A 22281-nucleotide genomic window follows, 5' to 3' on the forward strand; every position below is an offset into this window, starting at 1 on the left:
ACGACGCTGTGCGCTGCGTATTTGGTTGCTTCTTTACCCGCCGAGTGTGCGGGCGAGTGCCTCTCCCTGGAGTTCGGCCAGGTCGGTGCAGCCGGCGGTGGCGAGGTCGAGGAGGGCGTTGAGTTCGGCGCGGTCGAAGGGTTCGGCCTCGGCGGTGCCCTGGACCTCGACGAAACGGCCGTCGCCGGTGCAGACGACGTTCATGTCGGTGTCGGCGCGGACGTCCTCCTCGTAGCAGAGGTCGAGGAGGGGGACGCCGTCGACGATGCCGACGCTGATCGCGGCGACGGTGCCGGTGAGGGGCTTGCGCCCGTGCTTGATGATCTTCTTGCCCTGGGCCCAGGCGATGGCGTCGGCGAGGGCGACGTAGGCGCCGGTGATGGCGGCGGTGCGGGTTCCGCCGTCGGCCTGGAGGACGTCGCAGTCCAGGACGACGGTGTTCTCGCCGAGGGCCTTGTAGTCGATGACGGCGCGCAGGGAGCGGCCGATGAGGCGGCTGATCTCGTGGGTGCGGCCGCCGATCTTGCCGCGTACGGATTCGCGGTCGCCCCGGGTGTTGGTGGAGCGGGGCAGCATGGAGTACTCGGCGGTGACCCAGCCTTCGCCGCTGCCCTTGCGCCAGCGCGGGACGCCTTCGGTGACGGAGGCGGTGCAGAAGACTTTGGTGTCGCCGAAGGAGATGAGTACGGAGCCTTCGGCGTGCTTGCTCCATCCGCGTTCGATGGTGACGGGGCGGAGCTGTTCGGGGGTGCGGCCGTCGATGCGAGACATGACGTCGAGCCTATCGGCTGGGGTGGCCGGGTCCGTTCGGGTGGATCGCGCGGGGGGGGAGGCGCGGATGCACACAGGCCCCGCTCCGCCGGCGGGGGCGGGGAGCGGGGCCTGTGTGCGGACCTTGGTGGGGCCGGCCGGTCAGCCGGTCACATCATGTCTTCGATGTCGGCGGCGATGGGGTCGGCGTCGGTGCCGATGACGACCTGGATCGCGGTGCCCATCTTGACGACGCCGTGGGCTCCGGCAGCCTTGAGCGCGGCTTCGTCGACCTTGCTGGGGTCGTGGACCTCGGTGCGGAGGCGGGTGATGCAGCCTTCGATCTCGTCGATGTTCTCGATACCGCCGAGGCCGGCGACGATCTTCTCAGCCTTGCTGGCCATGTCCTTCTCCCTGGTCTGTGCGTGCGTGGGGCGGCCCACCATGGGTCCGTTTCGTCACGTTAACGCACGGTTGGCCCAACTTCACGGGCGGGTAGCCACGTGGTCCTCGATGATGACGATCACCGGCACCGTGCCTTCCGGCGGGGCTCCGCGCCGTACTCCAGCTGGTCTACACCAGTTTCCGACGACCGCCAAACCCGAGGTGCTCCGGGAGGATGCCGATGAGTGCGAACGCGGCGACAGAACCGCACCGGAAGTGGTGGAACGGGCCGGTCCAGGGGTTGCAGAAGGTCGGCCGCAGCCTGCAGTTGCCGGTGGCCGTCCTGCCCGCGGCGGGTCTCCTCGTCAGCCTCGGCAACCTCTTCGACTCCTATCTGGGCGGCGCCTTCTGGGACAAGACCTCCAAGGTCCTGCTCAGCGGCGGAAACGCCATCCTGGACGGCACCGTCGGGCTGCCCCTGCTGTTCTGCATCGGTGTCGCGATCGGTTTCGCGAAGAAGGCGGACGGTTCGACGGCGCTGGCCGCCGTGGTCGGCTTCCTCGTCTACCGGGGCGTACTGGCGGCGTTTCCCGTGGACGGGAGTGTGACGGAGGCGCTCCCCGAGGGCGAACCGCAGAATCCGGGGGTCCTGGGCGGCATTCTGATCGGCCTGCTCACCGCGGTCGTGTGGCAGCGGTTTCACCGCACGAGGCTGGTCGACTGGCTGGGCTTCTTCAACGGGCGCCGCCTGGTGCCGATCCTCATGGCGTTCCTCTGCGTGGTCCTGGGCGTGCTGTTCGGTCTGCTGTGGCAGCCCGTCGGCGACGCGCTCACCTGGTTCTCCAAGCAGCTGATCGATCTCGGCGCGTGGGGGGCGGCCATCTTCGGTTTCGCGAACCGGTTGCTGATCCCGATCGGCATGCATCAGTTCCTGAACACGTTCTTCTGGTTCCAGGCGGGTGAGTTCACCGGCGACGACGGCAGGACCGTGCAGGGGGACATCTCCCGGTTCTTCGCGGAGGACCCTTCGGCAGGCCAGTTCACTTCGGGGTTCTTCCCCATCATGATGTTCGGTCTGCCCGCCGCGGCCATGGCCATCGCGCACACGGCCCGGCCGGAGCGGCGCAAGGAGGTGACGGGACTGATGGTGTCCGTGGCGCTGACGTCGTTCGTGACGGGCGTGACGGAGCCCCTGGAGTTCTCGTTCATGTTCGTCGCGCCGCTGCTGTACGGCGTGCACGCGGTCCTCACCGGAATCTCGATGGGTGTCACCTGGGCGTTCGGTGTGCACGCGGGGTTCAGTTTCTCGGCGGGGCTGATCGACTACGTCGTCAACTGGCACCTGGACACGAAACCGTGGCTGATCATCCCGATCGGGCTGTGCTTCGCGGTGCTCTACTATGTGGTCTTCCGGTTCGCGATCACGAAGTTCAACCTCCAGACCCCCGGGCGCGAGCCCGTCGAGGAGGAGGAGAAGCTCGAGGACGACCTGACGAAGTAGGACCTCGCAGGCCCTTCGCGCGGCCCTCGGACCCGGCGGTCCGAGGGCCTTCGCCATGTCACCGAGGGTGGCGGCGGAACTACGCGGCACATGCGAGGGAATCGCAGGTTCCTTATCCAACCCTCACCGTGCTAAAACTGGTCTACACCACTCAGTGGTCCAGACCACGCGGCCGATTCCCCCGCCGCGTTCCTCGAGTCGCCGCCTCCCTTCTACCGATGACATGGGCGGCACCTTGCCCCATGGAGGAAGTTGATGAGTACGGATACCGCTGCGGCGGCACCCGAGAAGAAGAAGGGCGCGGGCGTCATGGCCGTCATGCAGCGCATCGGCCGCAGCCTCATGCTGCCGGTCGCCGTGCTGCCGGCGGGCGCGCTCCTGGTCCGCCTCGGCAACCCGGACATGCTCGGGCGCGACTCGTTCCCGGACTTCGTCGTCAAGATCGCCGGCTTCATGGCGGCGGGCGGCAACGCGATCCTCGACAACATGGCACTGCTGTTCGCCGTCGGTATCGCGATCGGCTTCGCCAAGAAGTCGGACGGTTCCACCGCTCTCGCGGCGGTCACCGGTTACCTGGTCTTCAAGAACGTCCTCGCCACCTTCACCGACAGCAACCTGCCCAAGGTCGCGAGCGTGGCGGACGGCAAGATCGTCATGAACGAGGCGCCGGTCAACGCCGGCGTGCTCGGCGGTGTCGTGATGGGCATAGTCGTCGCCCTGCTGTACCAGCGCTTCTACCGGACGAAGCTGCCCGCCTGGGCCGGCTTCTTCGGCGGCCGCCGCCTGGTCCCGATCCTCTCCGCCTTCGCGGGTCTGCTGATCGGTATCGTCTTCGGTTACATCTGGCCGGTGCTCGGCACCGGGCTGCACAACTTCGGTGAGTGGCTGGTCGGTTCGGGCGCGGTCGGCGCCGGCATCTTCGGTGTCGCCAACCGTGCGCTCATCCCTGTCGGCATGCACCACCTCCTCAACTCGTTCCCGTGGTTCCAGGCCGGTTCGTACGAGGGCAAGAACGGCGACATCGCCCGCTTCCTGGCCGGTGACCCGACCGCCGGGCAGTTCATGACCGGCTTCTTCCCGATCATGATGTTCGCCCTTCCTGCGGCCTGTCTCGCGATCGTCCACTGTGCCCGTCCGGAGCGCCGCAAGGTCGTCGGCGGCATGATGTTCTCGCTCGCCGCCACCGCGTTCGTCACCGGTGTGACCGAGCCGATCGAGTTCACCTTCATGTTCATCGCGCCGGTGCTGTACGCGATCCACGCGGTGCTGACCGGCGTGTCGATGGCGCTGACGTGGGGCCTGGGCATGAAGGACGGCTTCGGCTTCTCGGCCGGTGCGGTCGACTTCTTCCTGAACCTGGGCATCGCCACGAAGCCCTGGATGCTGGTGCTGGTGGGCCTCTGCTTCGCGGCGGTCTACTACGTGGTCTTCCGGTTCGCGATCACGAAGTTCAACCTGCCGACGCCGGGCCGTGAGTCCGACGAGGAGCTCGCGGAGCTCCAGAAGGCCGAGGCCAAGTAGTCCGGCCCGCCCTCCTGCAGCACGAAGCCCCCGTCTCCCGCGCACCGCGGGAGACGGGGGCTTCTGCGTGGCGGGGGGCCTAGACCTCGTAGACCGCGCCGGGTACGGCCAGCTCGACGGGGCCGTCGTAGACCTCGCGGGCGTCGGTGAGGTTGCGTGCGGCGTCCGTCCACGGGGGGATGTGGGTGAGGACGAGGCGTCCCGCTCCGGCGCGTGCGGCGTACTCGCCTGCTTCGCGGCCGTTGAGGTGGAGGTCCGGGATGTCCTCCTTGCCGTGGACGAACGACGCTTCACAGAGGAACAGGTCGGTGCCTTCGGCGAGTTCGGCCAGTGCGTCGCAGGCGCCGGTGTCGCCGGAGTACGTGAGGGCACGCCCGTCGTGCTCGACCCTGATGCCGAAGGTGTCGACGGGGTGGCGGAGCTTCTCGGTGCGGACCGAGAAGGGGCCGATCTCGAACGATCCGGACTTCAGCGTGTGGAAGTCGAAGACCTCGCCCATGGCGTGGTCGGACGGGGTGTCGGCGTGGGCCGTGGTGAGCCGCTGCTCGGTGCCCTCGGGGCCGTACACGGGGATCGCGGCCGGGCGTCCGCCGTCGAAGCGGTAGTAGCGGACGACGAAGTACGCGCACATGTCGATGCAGTGATCGGCGTGGAGGTGGCTGAGGAAGATGGCGTCGAGGTCGTAGAGACCCACATGGCGCTGCAGCTCGCCCAGGGCGCCGTTGCCCATGTCGAGGAGCAGCCGGAAGCCGTCGGCCTCTACGAGGTAGCTCGAGCATGCCGAACCCGCGGACGGGAACGAGCCGGAGCAGCCGACGACGGTGAGCTTCATGGAGCGTGAACCTCCGAGACGTGGGAACGGGGAGGGTTCGTGCGGTCCGTCGAGCGTAAGGCGCGAAACCGGTGGTCGCTCCTCCACGGCCTGCCGTTGTGGGGGAACTCACCTGTGCTGTCACCGGTTCGACGGAAGGCCGGGTGCCGCCGGAGCCGGGTACGGTCGGGTGATGAACACGTGGTGGTGGGTGGCACTGGCCGCCGTGGTCCTGCTGGCGCTCGTGGCGACGGTCTCCGACGGACGGGGCCGGGGCGGGCGCGGACCGCGTCGGCCGGGTGGGCGCAGGCGGCCGCCGGGGCGTGTGCCGGAGCGGAAGAGGGGGCGGCCGCACGGGGGCCCCAGGCCGGGGGAGATCTGGTGGGCGGACGTGCCGTTCGAGGACGGGCCGGGGTCGAAGGACCGGCCGTGTCTCGTGCTGTCGGTGCGCGGCGGTACGGCGGTCGTCGCCAAGATCACCAGTAAGCACCATGAGGAGCGGCCCGGTGTGATCGCTCTGCCGCCGGGTGCGGTGGGGGACGCGCGGGGCCGGCAGAGCTTCCTGGAGACGGACGAGCTGCGGGATGTGGCGGTGTCCGGGTTCCGCCGGAAGGCGGGCGAGCTGGACGGTGAGGTGTGGGGGCGGGTGCGCGGGCTGGGGTGAACGTGCGGGAGGCGCGGGGCGGGTCCTGTCCCGCCCCGCGCCTCGCGGGTGCGCGCCGCCGGTTCGTTCCGGGCGGTTCGATGGCCTGTCAGGCCCAGAGCTGGCCGTGCAGGGTTTCGATGGCGGCTTCTGTCGTGGGGGCGGTGTAGACGCCGGTCGACAGGTACTTCCAGCCACCGTCCGCGACGACGAAGACGATGTCCGCGGACTCGCCCGCCTTGACGGCCTTGCGGCCGACGCCGATGGCGGCGTGGAGTGCGGCTCCGGTGGAGACACCCGCGAAGATGCCCTCCTGCTGGAGGAGCTCGCGGGTGCGGGTGACGGCGTCGGCGGAGCCGACGGAGAAGCGGGTGGTGAGCACGGAGGCGTCGTAGAGCTCGGGGACGAAGCCCTCGTCGAGGTTGCGCAGCCCGTAGACGAGGTCGTCGTAGCGCGGTTCGGCGGCGACGACGGTGACGTCCGGCTTGTTCTCCCGGAGGTAGCGGCCGACGCCCATGAGGGTTCCGGTGGTGCCGAGGCCCGCCACGAAGTGCGTGATGGACGGGAGGTCGGCGAGGATCTCCGGGCCGGTGGTGGCGTAGTGCGCGCCGGCGTTGTCCGGGTTGCCGTACTGGTAGAGCATGACCCAGTCGGGGTGCTCGGCGGAGAGTTCCTTGGCCACGCGCACGGCGGTGTTGGAGCCGCCCGCGGCGGGGGACGAGATGATCTCGGCTCCCCACATGGTGAGCAGGTCGCGCCGCTCCTGCGAGGTGTTCTCCGGCATGACGCAGACGATGCGGTAGCCCTTGAGCCTGGCCGCCATGGCGAGCGAGATGCCGGTGTTGCCGCTGGTGGGTTCGAGGATGGTGCAGCCGGGTGTCAGGCGGCCGTCCTTCTCCGCCTGCTCGACCATGTGGAGCGCGGGGCGGTCCTTGATCGAGCCGGTGGGATTGCGGTCCTCGAGTTTGGCCCAGATGCGCACGCCGTCGGACGGGGACAGCCGCGGGAGGCGGACCAGGGGGGTGTTGCCCACGGCCGCCAGGGGGGAGTCGTACCGCATCAGCGCATGCCGCCGGCGACGGCCGGGAGGATCGTGACGTTGTCGCCGTCGGCGAGCTTGGTGGAGATGCCGTCGAGGAAGCGGACGTCCTCGTCGTTGAGGTAGACGTTCACGAAGCGGCGCAGCTGGCCGCCGTCGACGATGCGCTCGCGGATGCCGTTGTGGCGGGTCTCCAGGTCGGCGAAGAGGTCGGCGAGGGTCTCCCCGCTGCCTTCGACCGCCTTGGCGCCGTCGGTGTAGGTGCGGAGGATGGTCGGGATGCGGACCTCGATGGCCATGGCGTGGGCTCCTGTCGAAAGCGTGGAGGTGGCGTGGGGCGCGCGTCTGTGCCCCACGCGGGGGTGGTGCGTACGGGATTGCGCTCGGGCCGCGGCTCAGGCCGTGCGGTTCACGCGCAGGCGGCAGCCGGACACATCGCGCTGGACAGCCGGCACAGGTCGACGTGCAGCCGCGCGACGAGCAGCGTGCCCGGGGCCTTTTCGCTCACGTCATGGGGAACCATGCGCTCATCGTATCGATTCCCTGCCTCGGATCCGGAGTGTGATCCCACATGGTGGATGGTGAGCATTCGGAATGTGGACATCCGTGGGCGGGCGGCGTTCCCGGAGCCGCCCCCGAGGGGTCAGGCCGCCGGAGGGTAGGCGTCGACGACCTCGACTTCCTCCTCGGTGATCTCGCCGTCCACGATGCGGTACGAGCGGAATTGGAAGGGTCCGGCGTCGTCGGCGTCCGCCGTGGAGACCAGCACGTAGTGGGCACCGGGCTCGTTGGCGTAGGTGAGGTCGGTGCGGGAGGGGTAGGCCTCGGTCGCGGTGTGGGAGTGGTAGATGATCACCGGCTCCTCGTCGCGGTCGTCCATCTCGCGGTAGAGCTTCAGCAGGTCCGCCGAGTCGAACTCGTAGAACGTGGGTGAGCGCGCGGCGTTGAGCATGGGGACGAAGCGTTCGGCGCGGCCCGTGCCGGCGGGGCCGGCGACCACGCCGCACGCCTCGTCGGGGTGGTCGGCGCGGGAGTGCGCGACGATCTGGTCGTAGAGCGTCTGGGTGATGGTCAGCATGGCGCCCAGGATAAGCAGACGGGCCCTCCCGTACCGAGGGGTGGTACGGGAGGGCCCGTATGCCGGACCGGACCGTTGGGGCGGCCGGGTTCCGGAGGTGCCGGGGCGCGGGGTCAGCGCTTGGTGAAGGCGGCGTTCCCGGGGTTGCGGGCCTTGAGCACCAGGTAGGAGACGCCGAGGACGAGGGCCCACACGGGTGCGCAGTACAGCGAGATCCTGGCGTCCTCGTCGATGGCCATCATGATGATGACGAGTCCGATGAAGCCGAGGGCGAACCAGCTGCTGAAGGGTGCTCCGGGGGCCTTGAAGGCGGACTGGGGCAGTTCGCCGCGGTCGGCCTTGGCCCGGTAGCGGATCTGGGAGATCAGGATCATGATCCAGGCCCACATGCCGGAGATGGTCGCGAAGGAGACGACGTAGTTGAAGGCCTCGCCCGGCCACTGGTAGTTGATCCAGACGCCGACGAGCATCAGCGCGGCGGAGAACGTGGTGCCGACCAGCGGGAGCCCGTTCCTCGTCAGCTTGGTGAAGGCCCTGGGGCCCTGTCCGTTGAGTGCGAGGTCCCGGAGCATGCGCCCGGTGGAGTACATGCCGGAGTTGCAGGAGGAGAGCGCGGCGGTGAGCACGACGAAATTGACGATCGCGGCGCCGATGCCGAGGCCCATCTCCTCGAAGGCGGCGACGAACGGTGAGACGCCCGGCTTGAAGGTGCTCCACGGGACGACGGACAGGATCATGATCAGTGCGCCGACGTAGAAGACGGCGATGCGCCACGGCACGGTGTTGATGGCCTTGGGCAGGACGGTCTTCGGGTCCTTGGACTCACCGGCGGTGACGCCGACGAGTTCGACGGCGAGGAAGGCGAACATCACGATCTGGAGGGTCATCAGCGTGCCGCTGATGCCTTCGGGGAAGAAGCCGCCGTCGTTCCACAGGTTGGCGACCGTGGCGGTGTCACCCGCGTCGGAGAAGCCGACGGTGAGCACTCCGGCGCAGATGAGGATCATGCCGATGATCGCGGTGACCTTGACCATCGAGAACCAGAACTCGAGCTCGCCGAAGAGCTTCACCGAGATCAGGTTGGCGCCGTAGAGGATGACGGTGAAGACCAGTGCGGACAGCCATTGCGGGATGTCCCACCAGTACGTCATATAGGTGGCCGCGGCGGTGACTTCGGTGATTCCGGTGACGACCCAGAAGAGCCAGTAGGTCCAGCCGGTGACGAATCCGAAGAAGGGGCCGAGGAATTCTCGCGCGTACTCCGCGAACGAGCCGGAGACCGGGCGGTACATGAGGAGTTCGCCCAGCGCACGCATGATGAAGAAGATGACCAGGCCCGCGATGGCGTACGCCAGGATGAGGCTGGGCCCTGCCCTGTCGATCGCTTTTCCGGCGCCGAGGAAGAGCCCCGTGCCGATGGCTCCGCCGATGGCTATCATCTGGATCTGGCGGGCGCCCAGGCCACGCTGGTAGCCCTCGCCCGCCGAGACGTCAACAGTCTCCGGGCCGTCCGCCTGTCCCTTGTCGACCTGCGCCGATGTCATGGTGGTGCGCCTTTCTCCACGCCGACCCGCGCCGCCTTCGGCGTCGGATCAGGTCCTGATCCCCCCGGATATGGATGGAGTGCCGCCGGCGTTCGGCCGGTCTGTGGCGCCCCCGGGGGCAGGGGTGGCGTCCCCGGGCGGTCGTGAAGATTTATCACGACCGCCGGATGGGGTCACCGGGCATCGTGTGGCGTACACCACAAGGAAAAGCGGACAAGGGTTTCCAGGCGCTGCAAAGAAGACCATTCAGGTGATGGGATCGTTATCCGGATTTGAGAAATCCTTGAGCGAACCCGGCCGGTCTCAGTCGGGCATCAGCGTTTCGATGAGCGTTTCCTGGAGCGCGCCGAGCCAGAGGTAGGCCATCACCATCGGTTTGCGCGGGTCACTGTCGGGGAGCCGGTAGAGCGAGCCGCCCTGGCCCTCGTCCTCGTCGGACACCTCCAGCCGCGTGCCGATCGTGAGCCGGAGGTCGTTGAGGGAGCCCAGCCAGTGGTGGCACTCGTCGGCGGTGAGGGCGAGCACCGCACCGCCGTCCGCCACGGGCGTGAGGGCGTCCAGTGTCCGCACGACGGCGAGGGCGTCCTCACGCTTGCGGGTGCGCAGGTCGTTCTCGGTGAAGCGGCGGAATTCGGCGGAGGCCTCGCGCAGCTCCTTGTCCTCGTCGCCGTACGCCTCCGGGAAGAGCCGGGCCAGGGCGGGGTCGCTCGGCGGTTCGCTGGGCCCCTCGGCGAAGAGCGCGGCGAGGGGGTCCTCGTCCTCGGCGGGCCGGGTGCCGGGGCCGATCAGTTCGAGCAGCTGGACGGCGAGGGAGCGCAGGATGGCGATCTCGACCTCGTCGAGGGCGACGGACGCGCCGCCGCCTGGGGTGGCCTCGAAGTGGCCGGCCATGAATTCTCCGATGGTGGGTCGGACGGAGGGGCAGCGGTGGGTCAGTTGCGGTCCTGGGTGAGCGTGGCCCAGAGCCCGTAGCCGTGCATGGCCTGGACGTCGCGCTCCATCTCCTCGCGGCTGCCGCTGGAGACGACCGCTCGGCCCTTCTGGTGGACGTCGAGCATCAGCTTGTGCGCCTTGTCCTTGGAATAGCCGAAGTAGGCCTGGAAGACATACGTCACATAGCTCATGAGGTTGACCGGGTCGTTGTGCACCAGCGTCACCCAGGGGACATCGGGTTCGGGGACGGCGAAGGCCTCCTCGGCCGATTCGGGACGTTCGATCTCTACGGGGGCAGCAACGCTCACCTACCCCATGCTGCCACCAGAGGGGGGCCCGCGCACAAACGGCGCCCCTATTCGTCACTTTGACGAATAGGGGGTAGCATCCCTGGCATGAACTCAGCGGACCTTGGGCGACGGGTCGGTGTGCCGTCGACCGCGCTCTTCACCGACCAGTACGAGCTCACGATGGTGCAGGCCGCACTCAGGGCCGGCACCGCGGACCGGCGCTCCGTCTTCGAGGCCTTCACCCGCCGGCTGCCCGAGGGCCGGCGCTACGGCGTCGTGGCCGGCACCGGGCGGGTGCTGGACGCGGTGGAGAACTTCCACTTCGACGACGAGATGCTCGCCTTCCTGCGCGACCAGCGCATCGTGGACTCCCCCACCGTCGACTGGCTGGCCGACTACCGCTTCAGCGGTGACATCTGGGGCTACCCGGAGGGCGAGGTGTACTTCCCGGGCTCGCCGCTCCTGCGCGTCGAGGGCTCCTTCGCCGAGTGCGTGCTGCTGGAGACGGTGGTCCTGTCGATCCTGAACCACGACTCGGCGATCGCGGCCGCCGCGTCCCGGATGTCGTCCGCCGCGCAGGGCCGCCGGCTCATCGAGATGGGGGCGCGGCGCACGCACGAGCTGTCGGCGGTGGCGTCGGCCCGGGCCGCGTACGTCGGCGGCTTCCACACCACCTCGGACCTGGCGGCCGGCTTCCGGTACAACATCCCGACCGTCGGGACGAGCGCGCACGCCTTCACGCTCCTGCACGACAGCGAGCGGGACGCCTTCCGGGCGCAGGTGGACTCGCTGGGCCGGGGCACCTCGCTGCTGGTCGACACCTACGACGTGACCGAGGCCGTCCGTACGGCCGTGGAGATCGCCGGACCCGAGCTCGGCGCCGTACGGATCGACTCGGGCGACCTGCTGCTGGTCGCGCACCGGGTGCGCCAGCAGCTGGACGAGCTGGGTGCCACGGAGACGAAGATCGTGGTCACGTCGGACCTGGACGAGTACGCGATCGCCTCGCTGGCCGCCGCGCCCGTCGACGCCTACGGGGTGGGCACACAGCTGGTCACCGGGAGCGGTCACCCGACGGCCTCCATGGTCTACAAGCTGGTGGCGCGTGCGCGGTCCGCCGATCCGGCCGATCCGCTGCTGCCGGTGGTGAAGAAGTCGCTGGGCGCGAAGTCGTCCAGGGGTGGCCGCAAGTGGGCGGCGCGCAGGCTCGACGAGGCCGGGGTGGCCGAGGCCGAGGTGATCGGCAGCGGAGAGGTCCCGGCGGAGCTGGTGGACCGGCAGATGCAGGTGGAGCTGGTCAGGGGCGGCGAGGTGGTCGGCCGGGAGCCGCTGGAGGCCGCGCGGGAGCGGCACGTCGCGGCGCGCGCGGGGCTGCCGATGTCGGCGATGCAGCTGTCGCGGGGGGAGCCGGTGCTTCCCACGGAGTACGTGTAGGGGGCCGGGCTCCGGGCCCTGCTTCCCGTGCGCCGGGCAGGGCACGGGAGCGACGTGTGTGCCCCCTCCCGCGGGGTGCGCCGAGTCTCTAGGCTCGGTGACATCCCCACCGTTCACATCCGTACACTTCGCCGGACCCCCACCGAAGGACAACCGTCATGCATCGCGCCTTGATCGTCGTCGACGTTCAGAACGACTTCTGCGAGGGCGGCAGCCTCGCGGTGGCGGGCGGCGCCGATGTCGCCGCCGCCATCACCGACCTGATCGGCGAGGCCCAGCCCGGCTACCGGCACGTCGTGGCCACCCGGGACCATCACATCGACCCCGGTGACCACTTCTCCGCGACGCCCGACTTCGAGCACTCCTGGCCGCCGCACTGCGTCGCCGGCACGGAGGGCGTGGGCTTCCACCCCAACTTCGCCCCCGCCGTGGCTTCCGGCGCGATCGACACCGTCTTCGACAAGGGGGCGTACACCGCGGCGTACAGCGGCTTCGAGGGCGTCGACGAGAACGGCACCGGACTGGCCCGGTGGCTGCGGGAGCGGTCGGTCACCGCCGTCGACGTCGTCGGCATCGCCACGGACCACTGTGTGCGCGCCACGGCCCTGGACGCCGCCCGGGAGGGCTTCGTCACGCACGTGCTGCTGGACCTGACCGCCGGGGTGGCCGAGGGAACCACGGAGCGGGCCCTGGAGGAGCTGCGGACCGCCGGTGTGGAGCTGTCGGGCAAGCCGGTCGTCTGACGCCTCCCGGGACGCTCAGGCCGCCGGGCGGGCCGGTCCCGCGTGTCCGGAGGCTCCCAGCAGCGCCCGTATCGGGTGCCAGAGCTCCTGGCCGGTCTGCGGGGCCGTCCGCCACAGGAGGCCGTCCGGATGGTGCAGGACGGCCGTGATCTCGTCGGGAGTGGGCGGCTGGGCGTTGCCCCGGAGGTAGACGGCGCGCAGTCCGAGGTTGCGCAGCCTGGTCAGGGCGCGCGCCCGGTTCGCCGCGTGCACCAGCACCCGTACCGGCTCTCCGGAGCCGGACACCCCGGCCGGGCCGTTGAGGACCAGCGCCACCACCACCGTGCCGTTGGGCAGCCTGCAGAAACCTCCGCCTGCCATGCTTCGTGCTCCCCCGTAAGACTTCGCGTCAATAAGGATTCGGTAGGACGCACTTAAACACGATCGGCCGCCGCCCGCCAGGGGGCGACGGCCGATCATGTTCTGACCTGCTTCTTCAGCGATTACTTGCCCGAGGGGCCGACCTTCACGGTGATCGTCGAGCCGCTGAGCGGCTCGTTCACGATGGAGATCCGGGTGTTGGTGTCAGTGACCTTGACACTGCCCGTCGGGTTCTCCTCGTACCAGTACGTGCCCTTGCGGTCGTCGAAGACCGGGACGCCCAGTGACGGCTTGATCCTCAGCGGGACGTCCGCGTTGTGCAGCGTGAACCCCTTGTTCGGGTACCAGCTGAACGGCGCGTCGAAGGGCTGGATCTTGTTGCGCAGGAGCGTGCCGTCCGTCCACTTCAGCGGCTTGGCGTGGGAGTCCACCGGAAGGATCAGGCCCTGTCCGGGGTGGACGGAGGTGTTGTTGTCCTTCTGGGAGGTGTCCCAGAGCCACACCATCAGGCCGTTCTGGTAGGCGTAGTGCTCGACCCAGTCGGGGCGGGTCGTGGAGAAGCCGAAGTTGTACGGGCCGACCGCGAGGGTCTTGTCGTACGAGACGTACTGGCGGTTCTCGGCGATGTAGTACTGCGGGTAGTCGTCGGTGAACGACGCACCGGTCCGCGAGAAGCCCTTGACGGTCCAGCCGTTGTCGTCGCCCTCGGCATTGTCCGTGAAGAGCGCGGAGCCGTCCGCGGTGACCGTGATGGCGTCGGCCGCGAAGCCCTTGCCGCCCGCGCCGCCGTCCGTCTGGTAGCGGAAGCGGAGGTCGATCTTCTTGCCCGCGTAGGCGTCCAGCGGGAAGGAGAGCTTCCTGTACGCGCCGGAGACGTCCGTCAGGGCCGGCTTTCCGCTGGCGTCGCGCGGGAGGGCCTTGCCGTCGGCCGTGCCGTCGAGCGCGGTCCAGCTGGTGCCGCCGTTCTCGGACACCTCGGTGTAGAGGTAGTCGTAGTCGGCCTCGATGTCGTACCAGCCGGAGAGGTCCAGCGAGGCGGACGTCGTACCGGTCAGGTCGACCGGGCGGGTCAGGGTGTTCGAGAGGTCGTCGCCCATGCCGCTCCACCACTGCTTGGAGCCTTCCGCGGGCTCGGTGACCGTGGTGGTGACGGACTTCTCCGGCAGCTCGACGACGAGCGCCTGCTTGTCCTTGGTGTTGTACTCGGCGACACCCAGCTTGTGCGTCGACTTCGTGGCGGCCTCGGCCACGTCGTAGTCGAGCCAGCCCAGCTGGAGCTTGTCCCAGGCGGTCATGTCACCCGGCAGGTCGCCTATCTCGCCCTTACCGGTACCGAGCCAGGAACCCGCCGACATCAGGGACCAGAAGCCGACGGAGTTCTCGCCGCCGCCGGAGGTGTCGTACAGGTCCGGGAGGCCGAGGTCATGGCCGTACTCGTGGGCGAAGACGCCCAGGCCGCCGTTCTCGGGCTGCGCGGTGTAGTCGCCGACCCAGATGCCCGTGTCGCCGATCTCGGCGCCGCCGGCCTTGTTGCCCTCGGGGCCCGTCGCTCCGGCGTCGGTGCCGTACGCGTACCAGCGGTGCGCCCAGATGGCGTCGGTGCCCTCGGTGCCGCCGCCCGCGGACTCGTCCTCGCCGGCGTGGACGAGCTGGAAGTGGTCGATGTAGCCGTCGCGCTCGTTGAAGTTGCCGTCACCGTCGAAGTCGTAACGGTCCCACTCGTCGTACTGCGCGAGGTCCGTCTTGATCTCGTCCGGGGTACGGCCCTGGGCCTTCTGGTCCGCGACCCAGGCCTCGACGCCGTCGCGGACGGCGTCCCAGACGTTGGCGCAGTTGGTCGAGCCGCAGTAATTGGAACCGTAACGGGCCTCGTTGTAGGGGACCTTGACCCAGTCGGAGACCTCACCGTCGACCGAGTAGCGCCCGGAGGACGTCTTCTCGTAGTACGTCTTCAGCGATTCCTTGCCCTTGCCCTCGCCGAAGTACAGGTCCTGGAAGTGCTCCTGGCTGTAGTCGGCCTGCCAGGCGGTGCTGTTGTCCTTCGCCGGGTCGGGCTCGGCTATCTCGTTGTGCAGGGGGCCGGGCGTGCCGCCGTACTTCTTGACGGGCGGCTTCGGGCCGTCGCCGTCGGGGTCGAACATCGTGGTGTCGTCGACCTGGTCGCCGAACTCCACGAGGACGGTGAAGATCTTGTCGGTCTTCTCGCGGCCGAGTTCGACGTACTTGCTCCTGCCGAGCTTGACGACCTTGGAACCGCCCTTGGCGGTCACCTTCTTGTCCCCGGACAGGACCTGTTCCAGCGCGGCCTGACGCTGCGCGTCCTGCTCCTTGCTGAAGGGGCCTTCCAGGTCGTGTTCGTGCGCCTTGGCCGGCGCGGGATCGCGCCGGTCCACGAGGGACGTGCCTGGTTCCGGCGTCCGGTCGTCCGCCTGCGCCGTGGCGAGGGCGGACGCCGTCGCGGCGGTGGCGGCCAGGCAGACGGCTACGGCGGTGGCGCGTAGCGCCCTTCTCTGAGTGGTCACTTGATGCAGTCCTCCCCGGCGTCCGCGGCCGCGGCCAGGGGGGTGGATACGGGCCGCGCGCGTTCAACGCGTCACAAGTGACGACATTCGATCGGAGTTATGAGAGAAAAGACAGATCTTGACTTGCACACACCAACTGCACTATGCGGAGTCCCCTTCCGGTATCCGGACGCACCTCCAGAACGGCCCGGCAGCCGGCCGGCGTGCCGAAGACTCCTGCCGGCACCTGCGTGACTCCGTGCGCCCCCCGTGCACCGGTACCATGGGTTAGGTCACGCTTACTACCCGTTCCTCCCGGGCATCCACCGTCGTAGAGTCGATTGACAGTGCGAACGTGTTGAGAGACTTCCCTATCCGACGCCCCGAGGACGGATAACCCCCATGCCGCGTCCGACTGCTGCCCAGTTCTTCTACGGTTCGGCCACCGTCGTCGTCTCCGCCCTCGCCATGCTGTTGCTGTTCCGCACGGAATCAGGCCTCGGCGTGGCAGCCGTCGGCACTGCGGCGCTGGTGCTCGGGCTGCTGGTGGCCATGGCCCTGCCGACCCGCACGAAGGCCACCCGGAAGACGACGGCGCCCACCGCCGCCCGTACGCTCCGCACGATCGAGGACATCGAGATCGCCGCCGCACAGCGGGAGCGCGTCGGTGAGCACTCGCTGCGCCGCTGAACACCCCTCGCTCAGGGGACGGTGACGACCACGGTTTTGCCCGCCTTGTCCTGCAGACCCTGCCGGTAGGGCTTGTCCGTGAACATCAGCACGATGTTGATCAGCCACCACAGGCACGGGCAGCACAGCAGCGCGGGGAGCCAGAGCACGACGGCCCGCATCAGCGAGGAGCTCGTATCGGGGACCGAGCCGTCGTTGAGCATCGCGACGCGCATCTTGAGCAGCCGCTTGCCGGGCGTCCGGCCGTCCTTGTGCGTGAAGTACGTGTCGTAGGCGACGTAGACCACCAGGCCGATCAGCGACCACACCAGCTGGTGCCCGGAGTAGGTGTTGCCGATGGTGGTGCCGAAGTCGTCGTCGCCCCCGTCCGACGTGACGTCGACCGCCCCGCCGAAGGGCAGCGAGATCAGGTACAGCGGGATCGAGATGATGAGGAAATCGATCAGCCGCGCCAGAATCCGCTTGCCCGGTTCGGCGAGCGGGGGCATACCGGCCAGCGGATCCACACCGCCGTAAGGGCCACCGCCGCCGTACGGGCCGTGCGGCGGGGGCGGTGGTGGCACGTTGTCGTAGGGCGAACCGCCCGAGGGAGGCGGCCCCTGCGGCGGCCGCTTCGAGAAGGGGTCGTCGTCGGGCGGCGGAGGAGGCGGCACGTTACTCATGGGGGCAGTGCACCCCGGCCCGCGAAGCCCCGCAACGGCTGGGGTCCCTTCGGGGGACAGGGCGTCAGCACACGGGCGTACGGGCCGTCACCGGCCCGCGACGAAGGTGCGGGCCGCCTTGTCGTGCCAGCACTGGCGCCACGGACGGTCGATCAGACACCAGAGCACGTTGATCACCCCGACGACGATCAGGCCCAGCACCCCGTACACCAGCCAGCGGCGCAGAGCGGCGCCCAGGTGCGGTACGTCGTGGGACTCGATGTCGCGCACCTCGAGACCGCACAGCTTCTTGCCCAGCGTGCGGCCCCACTTGGCGGTGGGCACGGCCTCCAGGACGAAACCGAGGACCAGGAAGGCGGCGAGCACCCCGCCGAACAGGCCGGCCGTGGTGGAGTCAAGGAACCAGACGGTGACCGTCTCACCGGACAGCTTCGCCGCTCGGATCTTCTGGTCGATGTGGTCCATCGCCCGGGTGACCAGGGGGAAGCCGGCCGCACCGACGAGCGCTCCGAGGACGACCGTGTCCAGGAGCCGGGCCGCCAGCCGCCTGCCGAGACCGGCGGGCCTGGCGGAGGCCTGGGCCCGGGCGAGCTGCTGGAAGGGGTCGTCCACCGGCGGCTTCCAGGGCACGACGGGCTGCTGCTCCGGCCCGGCACCCTGCTGCTGCGCGGGCACCGGGCTCTGCTGGTGGGGCCGGGGCTGCGGGCGGACCGCCTGCTCGGGCCGGGCGAGCTGGTGGACCTGTTGCGGCCAGGAGGGGGACCCGCCACCGGAGCCCGGGACGGGAGGGGTGTTCAGCCCCGGCGACTGCGGCTGCGGCAGGGCGGGCGACGGCGCGGGCGGCAGGGCGGGCGGCAGTGCGGGGGCGGAAGGCTGCGGTGTGCCGCCGGGCGGCACGGCACGGATCGTCATCGTCCCCTCGGCCGGGGCCGGCCCCGGCTCACTCGGACGCCGGAGGCCGGAGGCCCCAGGGCCCATCGCGCGGACCGTGGCCGTTCCGTCGGTCACCTCGTCGTCGCCGTCCCGCGTCGCGGGCAGAGCGCCGCGCGCCGGGTCAGGGGCACCGGACCCGCGGGGGTCGAAGGACGCGCGGCCGCCGGGCGCGCCGTCCGCCGGGGCGGAGGCGGCGGGGGGCCTCGCGGACGGGACGGGAGCAGAAGCCGCGGGCGGCGTCCCGGGTTCGGGTGCCCCGGACGTACGCGGATCCTGGCCACCCCACGAGACCCGGTGGTCGCGTTCACCGCCGAATCCGGTCTGCCGGGAGGTGTCGGCCTGCCAGGCGGTCACCGGCCTGGACCGGTCGGAGGCCGCCGGCGCCTCACCGGCGTCCCCGTCGGCCATGTCCGCCGCGTCGGCCTCGTCGAAGTACATCGGACCCGTCTCGTCCACCGGGGCCGGGGACGGCGGGGCCGTGCCGGACGCCGCGGCCGGGGACGTCGAGGGAGTGGTGCCGCCCTGCGGGGGCGCGGGCCGGCTCGTGCCGGGGACCCACGAAGCGCCGTTCCAGTACCGGACGTATCCGGGAATGGACGGATCGGGGTAGTACCCCTCACGGGGGCTTTCGTCACCGGGTGCCGGGGTTGGGGCGCTCATCACCGTGGTCCCGTATCTCTTCGAGGCCTCAATACAAGGGTCCACATCTATCAGACCTCCGAGCACCCCCGTGCCTGTCCTGCCGTTTGGACCACTTTCAGGGTCCGGGGAAGTTTTTCTGGGAAGTCGCGTCATAGACACCAGGGAAGGCGCTCTCTCCTTTCTACGGACCGGTCGTGGGACCGGCACCTACGAGCATCGGAAGGTCGTGCACCCTCATGCAGAACGCCGTCGAACGTGAGCTGGAAGTGAAGCTGGTCCTCTCACCCGAACGGTCCGTCCCCGTGCCCGCCCGGCTGTCCTACTTCACCGACGACCCGTACGCCGTGCACATCACCTTCCACATCGGCTCCGAGGCGCCCGTGCACTGGACGTTCGCCCGCGAACTCCTCGTGGAGGGGGTGTTCCGGCCGTGCGGGCACGGTGACGTACGGATCTGGCCCACGAAGGCCGGGGGCCAGGGCGCCGTCTGCGCCGCGCTCACCTCGCCCGACGGCAACGCCCTCCTGGAGATGCCGTCGACAGCCGTGGCCGCCTGGGTGGAGCGCACCCTGCGGGTGGTGCCCCCGGGCACCGAGACCGCGCTGATCGGCCTGGAGGGGGCACTCACCGAACTGCTCACCCCGCTGCCGGCCGACGACCTGTGGCCGAGCGATCCCTGGTCCCAGGACGAGCCGCAGGACGGCGAGGTCTGAACCGTGGCGCGCGGCTCAGAAGAGCTTGCCGGGGTTGAGCAGCCCCAGCGGGTCGAAGGCGGCCTTGATCCCGCGCTGCAGTTCGACACCCACCTCGCCCAGTTCGCGGGCGAGCCACTCCTTCTTCAGGACGCCCACCCCGTGTTCGCCGGTGATGGTGCCGCCCAGTTCGAGGCCCAGCGCCATGATCTCGTCGAAGGATTCGCGGGCCCTGCGGGACTCGTCGGCGTCCGTGTGGTCGAAGCAGACGACGGGGTGGGTGTTCCCGTCGCCGGCGTGGGCACAGACACCGATGGTGAGCCCGTACTTCGCGGCGACGGCGGCGGTCCCCTCGATCATCGCGCCCAGCCGGGAGCGCGGCACGCACACGTCGTCGATCATCGTCGCGGGCCTGACGGCCTCCATGGCGGGGAGGGCCAGGCGGCGTGCCTGCAGCAGGAGCCCGGACTCGGCCGCGTCGTCGGCGGGCACGACCCCGGTGGCCCCGGCAGCGGTGCACAGCTCTCCGACGGCTGCGAGGTCGGCGGCCGGGTCGGGCGTGTCGAAGGCGCAGAGCAGCAGCGCCTCGGTCGTCTCGGGGAGCCCCATGGAGGCCAGGGCGTTGACGGCGCGCACGGTCGTACGGTCCATCAGTTCGAGGAGTGACGGAGTGTGTCCTCGCTCCATGATCCGGCACACCGCGTCGCAGGCCGCCGTCGCGGAGGGGAACTCGGCGGCGAGCACGAGCTGCTGCGATGGCCGGGGCCGCAGCGCGAGGACGGCCTTGACCACGATCCCGAGGCTGCCTTCCGAACCCACGAAGAGCCGGGTGAGGTCGTACCCGGCGACACCCTTGGCGGTGCGCCGCCCGGTGTTCAGCAGCCGCCCGTCGGCCAGGACGACTTCCAGGCCCAGGACGTATTCGGCGGTGACGCCGTACTTCACACAGCACAGGCCGCCGGACGCGGTGCCGATGTTGCCGCCGATCGTGCACGTCTCCCAGCTCGACGGGTCCGGGGGGTAGCACAGCCCGTGTTCCTCGACGGCGCGGGACAGCGTCGCGTTGACGACGCCCGGTTCGACGACCGCGATCCGGTCGACCGGGCTGATCTCCAGGATCCGGTCCATCTTCACCAGGGAGAGCACGATGCAGCCGTCGGAGGCGTTGGCCGCCCCCGACAGTCCGGTCCTCGCGCCCTGGGGGACGACGGGGACCCGCAGGGCGGTGGCGGTCCGCATGACGTGCTGGACCTCCTCGACCGTGCGCGGGAGCACCACGACGGCGGGGGCGCCGGCGTCGCAGAAGCTCGCCATGTCGTGGGCGTAGGACGCGGTGACGTCCGGGTCCGTGATCAGTGCCTCGGCGGGAAGACCTGCGCGGAGTCGTTCGAGGAGATCGTCCATGATCCAAGCGTGACACCCGGGGCCGATGGTGTGAACCCGCCTGCGTCAGCCTTCGCGAAACGCGATGTGATCTTCGTACTGACGCAGAGTGATGGCCATGGATGCCAAGCCGCAGCAGAACCCGGAGCCGCCCCCCTCCACCCTGCCGCCCCAGGGTGCGACGTCCGTCCCTCCGCCTTCCGCGCCGACGCGCACGACGTTGCGCAGGGCGGTGTTCGGCGCGGTGGCCGGGGCCGTTCTCGTGAGCGGTGCGGTGATCGCCGTACCGGACGGTGCCGAGAAGGCCGGACCGCCCGCGCCGGGGCCCGTGGCCCGGGCCGAGGCCGCCGCCGCGGCGGGTTCACCGGCGTCCCTGTCCGATCTGACGGCCCTCATCGGCGACCGGCAGAAGTGGGTGGAGGCGCACCCCGCGGACGCCCCGTCCTGGGCGGTGCTCGGCTCGGCGTACGTGGAATGGGGGCGGCGCTCCGCCGACACGGCGTACTACACCCGTGCCGAGCAGGCCCTCCGGCGTTCGCTGGCCGCGCAGCCGGGTGAACGCGGGAACACGGAGGCCTGGGTGGGTCTCGGTGCACTCGCCAACGCCCGGAACGACTTCCTCGCCGCGAAGAAGTGGGGGGAGACGGTCCGCGCGCGGCAGCCGAAGAACTGGACGGTGTACCCGGTGCTGATCGACGCCTACACCGGCCTCGGTGAGTACGCGGCGGCGGCGAAGGCGACGGAGGAGTTCGGTGCCCTCCGCAAGGGCGCCCCCGCCCTGGGCAGGACCTCCGACATGTACCGCAACCAGGGCTGGCGCGAGGACGCCCTGGCCACCGCCCAGGAGGCGGCGGACCGCGCCACCACGCCGGCCGGCAAGGCGGCGGCCCTGCACCGCCTCGGGGACCTCGCCGCGGAGCGCGGGGAGCCGGCCCACGCCCTCGCCCAGTACGACGCGGCCCTGCGCACGGACCGCGGCCATCTCGCCTCCCTCGCGGGCCGGGCCCGCGCCCTGGTGGCGCTGGGGCGCACCGACGAGGCGCTGGCGGACTACCGGACGGTGACGACGAAGCTGCCCCGCCCCGAGTACGTGCTCGAACTGGGCGAGCTGTACGAGTCGATGGATCTGGACGGCGACGCCCGCACCCAGTACACGAAGCTCCGCGACCTCCTCACCCGGGCGAGGACGGCCGGGGTCGACGAGGCGCTCACCGAGGCCCGTTTCGAGGCCGACCACGGCGACCCCGGGGCGGCGGTGGAGCTGATGCGCGCCGAGTGGGGGGCGCAGCGGCGCAGCTCGGCGGTGGCGGACGCCCTGGCCTGGTCACTGCACCGGGCGGGCCGGAGCGAGGAGGCCGTGCAGTACGCGGAGCGGGCGGTGGAGACGGGCGTACGGGACGCCTCCTACGCCTATCACCTGGGGATGATCGAGAGTTCCCTGGGGCAGGACGGCCCGGCGCGCGGTCATCTGGAGCAGGCTCTCCGCACGAACCCGGACTTCTCACCTCTGGCCGCCCCGCTGGCGCGGGAGGCCCTGGACGCCCTGGGGGAACCGGCGCCGGGCGGCCCGGCCCGGATGCAGCCGCCGGAGCCCTCCGCGGGACCCGGGTCCTCCACCGGGCCCGGGCCTTCCCGGGAGGCCGCGCAGGAGACCGAGGAGGAGTCCGGGAGGGAGCCCTCGCGGCCGGCGGCACCGGACCCGCAGGTGAAGCCCAGTGCCACGGCGAGCCCGTGACCCCTCGCGTGC

Annotated in this window: 23 protein-coding genes; 8 read left to right on the forward strand and 15 right to left on the reverse strand. The window is 70.2% G+C overall.

The window, feature by feature from the left end; translation table 11 throughout:
- Window positions 1–33 precede the first annotated feature (33 nt).
- Together rph and ACF1FZ_RS05785 are read right to left on the reverse strand one after the other, a co-directional pair.
- Window positions 34–771, reverse strand: a complete 738-nt coding sequence (rph, locus tag ACF1FZ_RS05780; protein WP_391772102.1) for a ribonuclease PH — start codon at window positions 769–771, stop codon at window positions 34–36.
- 149 nt (window positions 772–920) lie between these two features.
- On the reverse strand, window positions 921–1154 hold the full coding sequence (locus tag ACF1FZ_RS05785) for a glucose PTS transporter subunit EIIB (RefSeq protein ID WP_014156020.1): 234 nt from the start codon (window positions 1152–1154) through the stop codon (window positions 921–923).
- A 221-nt stretch (window positions 1155–1375) separates the two neighbouring features.
- Here ACF1FZ_RS05785 and ACF1FZ_RS05790 point away from each other — a divergent pair, with 221 nt between their 5' ends.
- On the forward strand, window positions 1376–2635 hold the full coding sequence (locus tag ACF1FZ_RS05790; protein ID WP_391772103.1) for a PTS transporter subunit EIIC: 1260 nt from the start codon (window positions 1376–1378) through the stop codon (window positions 2633–2635).
- A 255-nt stretch (window positions 2636–2890) separates the two neighbouring features.
- A complete protein-coding gene (locus tag ACF1FZ_RS05795) occupies window positions 2891–4156 on the forward strand; it encodes a PTS transporter subunit EIIC (RefSeq protein WP_391772104.1) in 1266 nt (421 codons plus the stop codon).
- Between the two features lie 79 nt (window positions 4157–4235).
- On the opposite strand, the gene ACF1FZ_RS05800 is transcribed toward ACF1FZ_RS05795, so the two are convergent.
- Entirely contained in the window at window positions 4236–4988 is a 753-nt protein-coding gene (locus ACF1FZ_RS05800; RefSeq protein ID WP_391772105.1) for an MBL fold metallo-hydrolase, read from the reverse strand.
- Window positions 4989–5160: 172 nt separating this feature from the next.
- Here ACF1FZ_RS05800 and ACF1FZ_RS05805 point away from each other — a divergent pair, with 172 nt between their 5' ends.
- A complete protein-coding gene (locus ACF1FZ_RS05805) occupies window positions 5161–5631 on the forward strand; it encodes a type II toxin-antitoxin system PemK/MazF family toxin (RefSeq protein ID WP_391772106.1) in 471 nt (156 codons plus the stop codon).
- A gap of 88 nt (window positions 5632–5719) precedes the next feature.
- Here ACF1FZ_RS05805 and ACF1FZ_RS05810 read toward each other — a convergent pair whose 3' ends face one another.
- The 7 genes from ACF1FZ_RS05810 to clpS all read right to left on the reverse strand — a co-directional run bounded on the left by ACF1FZ_RS05810 (window position 5720) and on the right by clpS (window position 10512).
- The gene (locus tag ACF1FZ_RS05810) at window positions 5720–6670 is read right to left on the reverse strand and encodes a PLP-dependent cysteine synthase family protein (RefSeq protein WP_391772107.1); all 951 of its coding nucleotides are present in this window, start codon (window positions 6668–6670) and stop codon (window positions 5720–5722) included.
- Entirely contained in the window at window positions 6670–6948 is a 279-nt protein-coding gene (locus ACF1FZ_RS05815) for a MoaD/ThiS family protein (RefSeq protein WP_391772108.1), read from the reverse strand. Before ACF1FZ_RS05815 ends, ACF1FZ_RS05810 begins: the two co-directional genes overlap by 1 nt.
- Before the next feature lie 110 nt (window positions 6949–7058).
- Window positions 7059–7172, reverse strand: coding sequence for a putative leader peptide (locus ACF1FZ_RS05820; RefSeq protein ID WP_391772109.1), 114 nt, complete (start codon window positions 7170–7172; stop codon window positions 7059–7061).
- Window positions 7173–7292: 120 nt separating this feature from the next.
- A complete protein-coding gene (locus ACF1FZ_RS05825) occupies window positions 7293–7727 on the reverse strand; it encodes a Mov34/MPN/PAD-1 family protein (RefSeq protein WP_391772110.1) in 435 nt (144 codons plus the stop codon).
- 113 nt (window positions 7728–7840) lie between these two features.
- A complete protein-coding gene (locus ACF1FZ_RS05830; RefSeq protein WP_391772111.1) occupies window positions 7841–9271 on the reverse strand; it encodes an amino acid permease in 1431 nt (476 codons plus the stop codon).
- A 303-nt stretch (window positions 9272–9574) separates the two neighbouring features.
- Entirely contained in the window at window positions 9575–10162 is a 588-nt protein-coding gene (locus ACF1FZ_RS05835; RefSeq protein WP_391772112.1) for a DUF2017 domain-containing protein, read from the reverse strand.
- 41 nt (window positions 10163–10203) lie between these two features.
- Window positions 10204–10512, reverse strand: coding sequence for an ATP-dependent Clp protease adapter ClpS (gene clpS, locus ACF1FZ_RS05840; protein ID WP_322984998.1), 309 nt, complete (start codon window positions 10510–10512; stop codon window positions 10204–10206).
- Window positions 10513–10599: 87 nt separating this feature from the next.
- Here clpS and ACF1FZ_RS05845 point away from each other — a divergent pair, with 87 nt between their 5' ends.
- Window positions 10600–11928 (forward strand): nicotinate phosphoribosyltransferase, encoded by a 1329-nt coding sequence (locus ACF1FZ_RS05845; protein ID WP_391772113.1) that lies wholly within the window; start codon window positions 10600–10602, stop codon window positions 11926–11928.
- 158 nt (window positions 11929–12086) lie between these two features.
- Window positions 12087–12671 (forward strand): isochorismatase family protein, encoded by a 585-nt coding sequence (locus ACF1FZ_RS05850; protein ID WP_391772114.1) that lies wholly within the window; start codon window positions 12087–12089, stop codon window positions 12669–12671.
- A 15-nt stretch (window positions 12672–12686) separates the two neighbouring features.
- Here ACF1FZ_RS05850 and ACF1FZ_RS05855 read toward each other — a convergent pair whose 3' ends face one another.
- Window positions 12687–13031 (reverse strand): hypothetical protein, encoded by a 345-nt coding sequence (locus tag ACF1FZ_RS05855; RefSeq protein WP_391772115.1) that lies wholly within the window; start codon window positions 13029–13031, stop codon window positions 12687–12689.
- Between the two features lie 122 nt (window positions 13032–13153).
- Window positions 13154–15553 carry an immune inhibitor A domain-containing protein gene (locus ACF1FZ_RS05860; RefSeq protein WP_391772116.1) on the reverse strand — a complete coding sequence of 800 codons (2400 nt, stop codon included), beginning with the start codon at window positions 15551–15553 and terminating at the stop codon, window positions 13154–13156.
- A gap of 381 nt (window positions 15554–15934) precedes the next feature.
- On the opposite strand from ACF1FZ_RS05860, the gene ACF1FZ_RS05865 reads away from it, so the two are divergent.
- The gene (locus ACF1FZ_RS05865) at window positions 15935–16222 is read left to right on the forward strand and encodes a hypothetical protein (protein WP_391772117.1); all 288 of its coding nucleotides are present in this window, start codon (window positions 15935–15937) and stop codon (window positions 16220–16222) included.
- Window positions 16223–16233: 11 nt separating this feature from the next.
- Here the strand turns inward: ACF1FZ_RS05865 and ACF1FZ_RS05870 are convergent, their stop codons facing one another.
- Window positions 16234–16884, reverse strand: a complete 651-nt coding sequence (locus ACF1FZ_RS05870; protein WP_391772118.1) for an RDD family protein — start codon at window positions 16882–16884, stop codon at window positions 16234–16236.
- Between the two features lie 87 nt (window positions 16885–16971).
- On the reverse strand, window positions 16972–18477 hold the full coding sequence (locus ACF1FZ_RS05875; protein ID WP_391772119.1) for an RDD family protein: 1506 nt from the start codon (window positions 18475–18477) through the stop codon (window positions 16972–16974).
- Between the two features lie 218 nt (window positions 18478–18695).
- Between ACF1FZ_RS05875 and ACF1FZ_RS05880 the strand changes: the two genes are divergently transcribed.
- On the forward strand, window positions 18696–19172 hold the full coding sequence (locus ACF1FZ_RS05880) for an SsgA family sporulation/cell division regulator (protein ID WP_391772120.1): 477 nt from the start codon (window positions 18696–18698) through the stop codon (window positions 19170–19172).
- A gap of 15 nt (window positions 19173–19187) precedes the next feature.
- Here ACF1FZ_RS05880 and ACF1FZ_RS05885 read toward each other — a convergent pair whose 3' ends face one another.
- A complete protein-coding gene (locus ACF1FZ_RS05885; RefSeq protein WP_391772121.1) occupies window positions 19188–20555 on the reverse strand; it encodes an FAD-binding oxidoreductase in 1368 nt (455 codons plus the stop codon).
- 97 nt (window positions 20556–20652) lie between these two features.
- Here ACF1FZ_RS05885 and ACF1FZ_RS05890 point away from each other — a divergent pair, with 97 nt between their 5' ends.
- Window positions 20653–22269: a hypothetical protein gene (locus tag ACF1FZ_RS05890; RefSeq protein ID WP_391772122.1), complete on the forward strand. Its 1617-nt coding sequence runs from the start codon at window positions 20653–20655 to the stop codon at window positions 22267–22269.
- Window positions 22270–22281: the final 12 nt, after the last annotated feature.

It is taken from the genome of Streptomyces sp. NPDC014623 (genome assembly GCF_043088245.1).
Classification (GTDB): domain Bacteria; phylum Actinomycetota; class Actinomycetes; order Streptomycetales; family Streptomycetaceae; genus Streptomyces.

What these genes read in the sequence shown, in the direction of transcription:
- ACF1FZ_RS05880 (WP_391772120.1), top strand. Translation starts at nt 18,696, where the DNA reads ATGCAGAACGCCGTCGAACGTGAGCTGGAAGTGAAGCTGGTCCTCTCA.
- ACF1FZ_RS05800 (WP_391772105.1), bottom strand. Translation starts at nt 4,988, where the DNA reads ATGAAGCTCACCGTCGTCGGCTGCTCCGGCTCGTTCCCGTCCGCGGGT.
- ACF1FZ_RS05885 (WP_391772121.1), bottom strand. Translation starts at nt 20,555, where the DNA reads ATGGACGATCTCCTCGAACGACTCCGCGCAGGTCTTCCCGCCGAGGCA.
- ACF1FZ_RS05815 (WP_391772108.1), bottom strand. Translation starts at nt 6,948, where the DNA reads ATGGCCATCGAGGTCCGCATCCCGACCATCCTCCGCACCTACACCGAC.
- ACF1FZ_RS05870 (WP_391772118.1), bottom strand. Translation starts at nt 16,884, where the DNA reads ATGAGTAACGTGCCGCCTCCTCCGCCGCCCGACGACGACCCCTTCTCG.
- ACF1FZ_RS05890 (WP_391772122.1), top strand. Translation starts at nt 20,653, where the DNA reads ATGGATGCCAAGCCGCAGCAGAACCCGGAGCCGCCCCCCTCCACCCTG.
- ACF1FZ_RS05875 (WP_391772119.1), bottom strand. Translation starts at nt 18,477, where the DNA reads ATGAGCGCCCCAACCCCGGCACCCGGTGACGAAAGCCCCCGTGAGGGG.
- ACF1FZ_RS05835 (WP_391772112.1), bottom strand. Translation starts at nt 10,162, where the DNA reads ATGGCCGGCCACTTCGAGGCCACCCCAGGCGGCGGCGCGTCCGTCGCC.
- ACF1FZ_RS05865 (WP_391772117.1), top strand. Translation starts at nt 15,935, where the DNA reads ATGCCGCGTCCGACTGCTGCCCAGTTCTTCTACGGTTCGGCCACCGTC.
- ACF1FZ_RS05825 (WP_391772110.1), bottom strand. Translation starts at nt 7,727, where the DNA reads ATGCTGACCATCACCCAGACGCTCTACGACCAGATCGTCGCGCACTCC.
- ACF1FZ_RS05845 (WP_391772113.1), top strand. Translation starts at nt 10,600, where the DNA reads ATGAACTCAGCGGACCTTGGGCGACGGGTCGGTGTGCCGTCGACCGCG.
- ACF1FZ_RS05830 (WP_391772111.1), bottom strand. Translation starts at nt 9,271, where the DNA reads ATGACATCGGCGCAGGTCGACAAGGGACAGGCGGACGGCCCGGAGACT.
- ACF1FZ_RS05785 (WP_014156020.1), bottom strand. Translation starts at nt 1,154, where the DNA reads ATGGCCAGCAAGGCTGAGAAGATCGTCGCCGGCCTCGGCGGTATCGAG.
- ACF1FZ_RS05820 (WP_391772109.1), bottom strand. Translation starts at nt 7,172, where the DNA reads ATGGTTCCCCATGACGTGAGCGAAAAGGCCCCGGGCACGCTGCTCGTC.
- ACF1FZ_RS05795 (WP_391772104.1), top strand. Translation starts at nt 2,891, where the DNA reads ATGAGTACGGATACCGCTGCGGCGGCACCCGAGAAGAAGAAGGGCGCG.
- rph (WP_391772102.1), bottom strand. Translation starts at nt 771, where the DNA reads ATGTCTCGCATCGACGGCCGCACCCCCGAACAGCTCCGCCCCGTCACC.
- ACF1FZ_RS05855 (WP_391772115.1), bottom strand. Translation starts at nt 13,031, where the DNA reads ATGGCAGGCGGAGGTTTCTGCAGGCTGCCCAACGGCACGGTGGTGGTG.
- ACF1FZ_RS05805 (WP_391772106.1), top strand. Translation starts at nt 5,161, where the DNA reads ATGAACACGTGGTGGTGGGTGGCACTGGCCGCCGTGGTCCTGCTGGCG.
- ACF1FZ_RS05810 (WP_391772107.1), bottom strand. Translation starts at nt 6,670, where the DNA reads ATGCGGTACGACTCCCCCCTGGCGGCCGTGGGCAACACCCCCCTGGTC.
- ACF1FZ_RS05790 (WP_391772103.1), top strand. Translation starts at nt 1,376, where the DNA reads ATGAGTGCGAACGCGGCGACAGAACCGCACCGGAAGTGGTGGAACGGG.
- ACF1FZ_RS05850 (WP_391772114.1), top strand. Translation starts at nt 12,087, where the DNA reads ATGCATCGCGCCTTGATCGTCGTCGACGTTCAGAACGACTTCTGCGAG.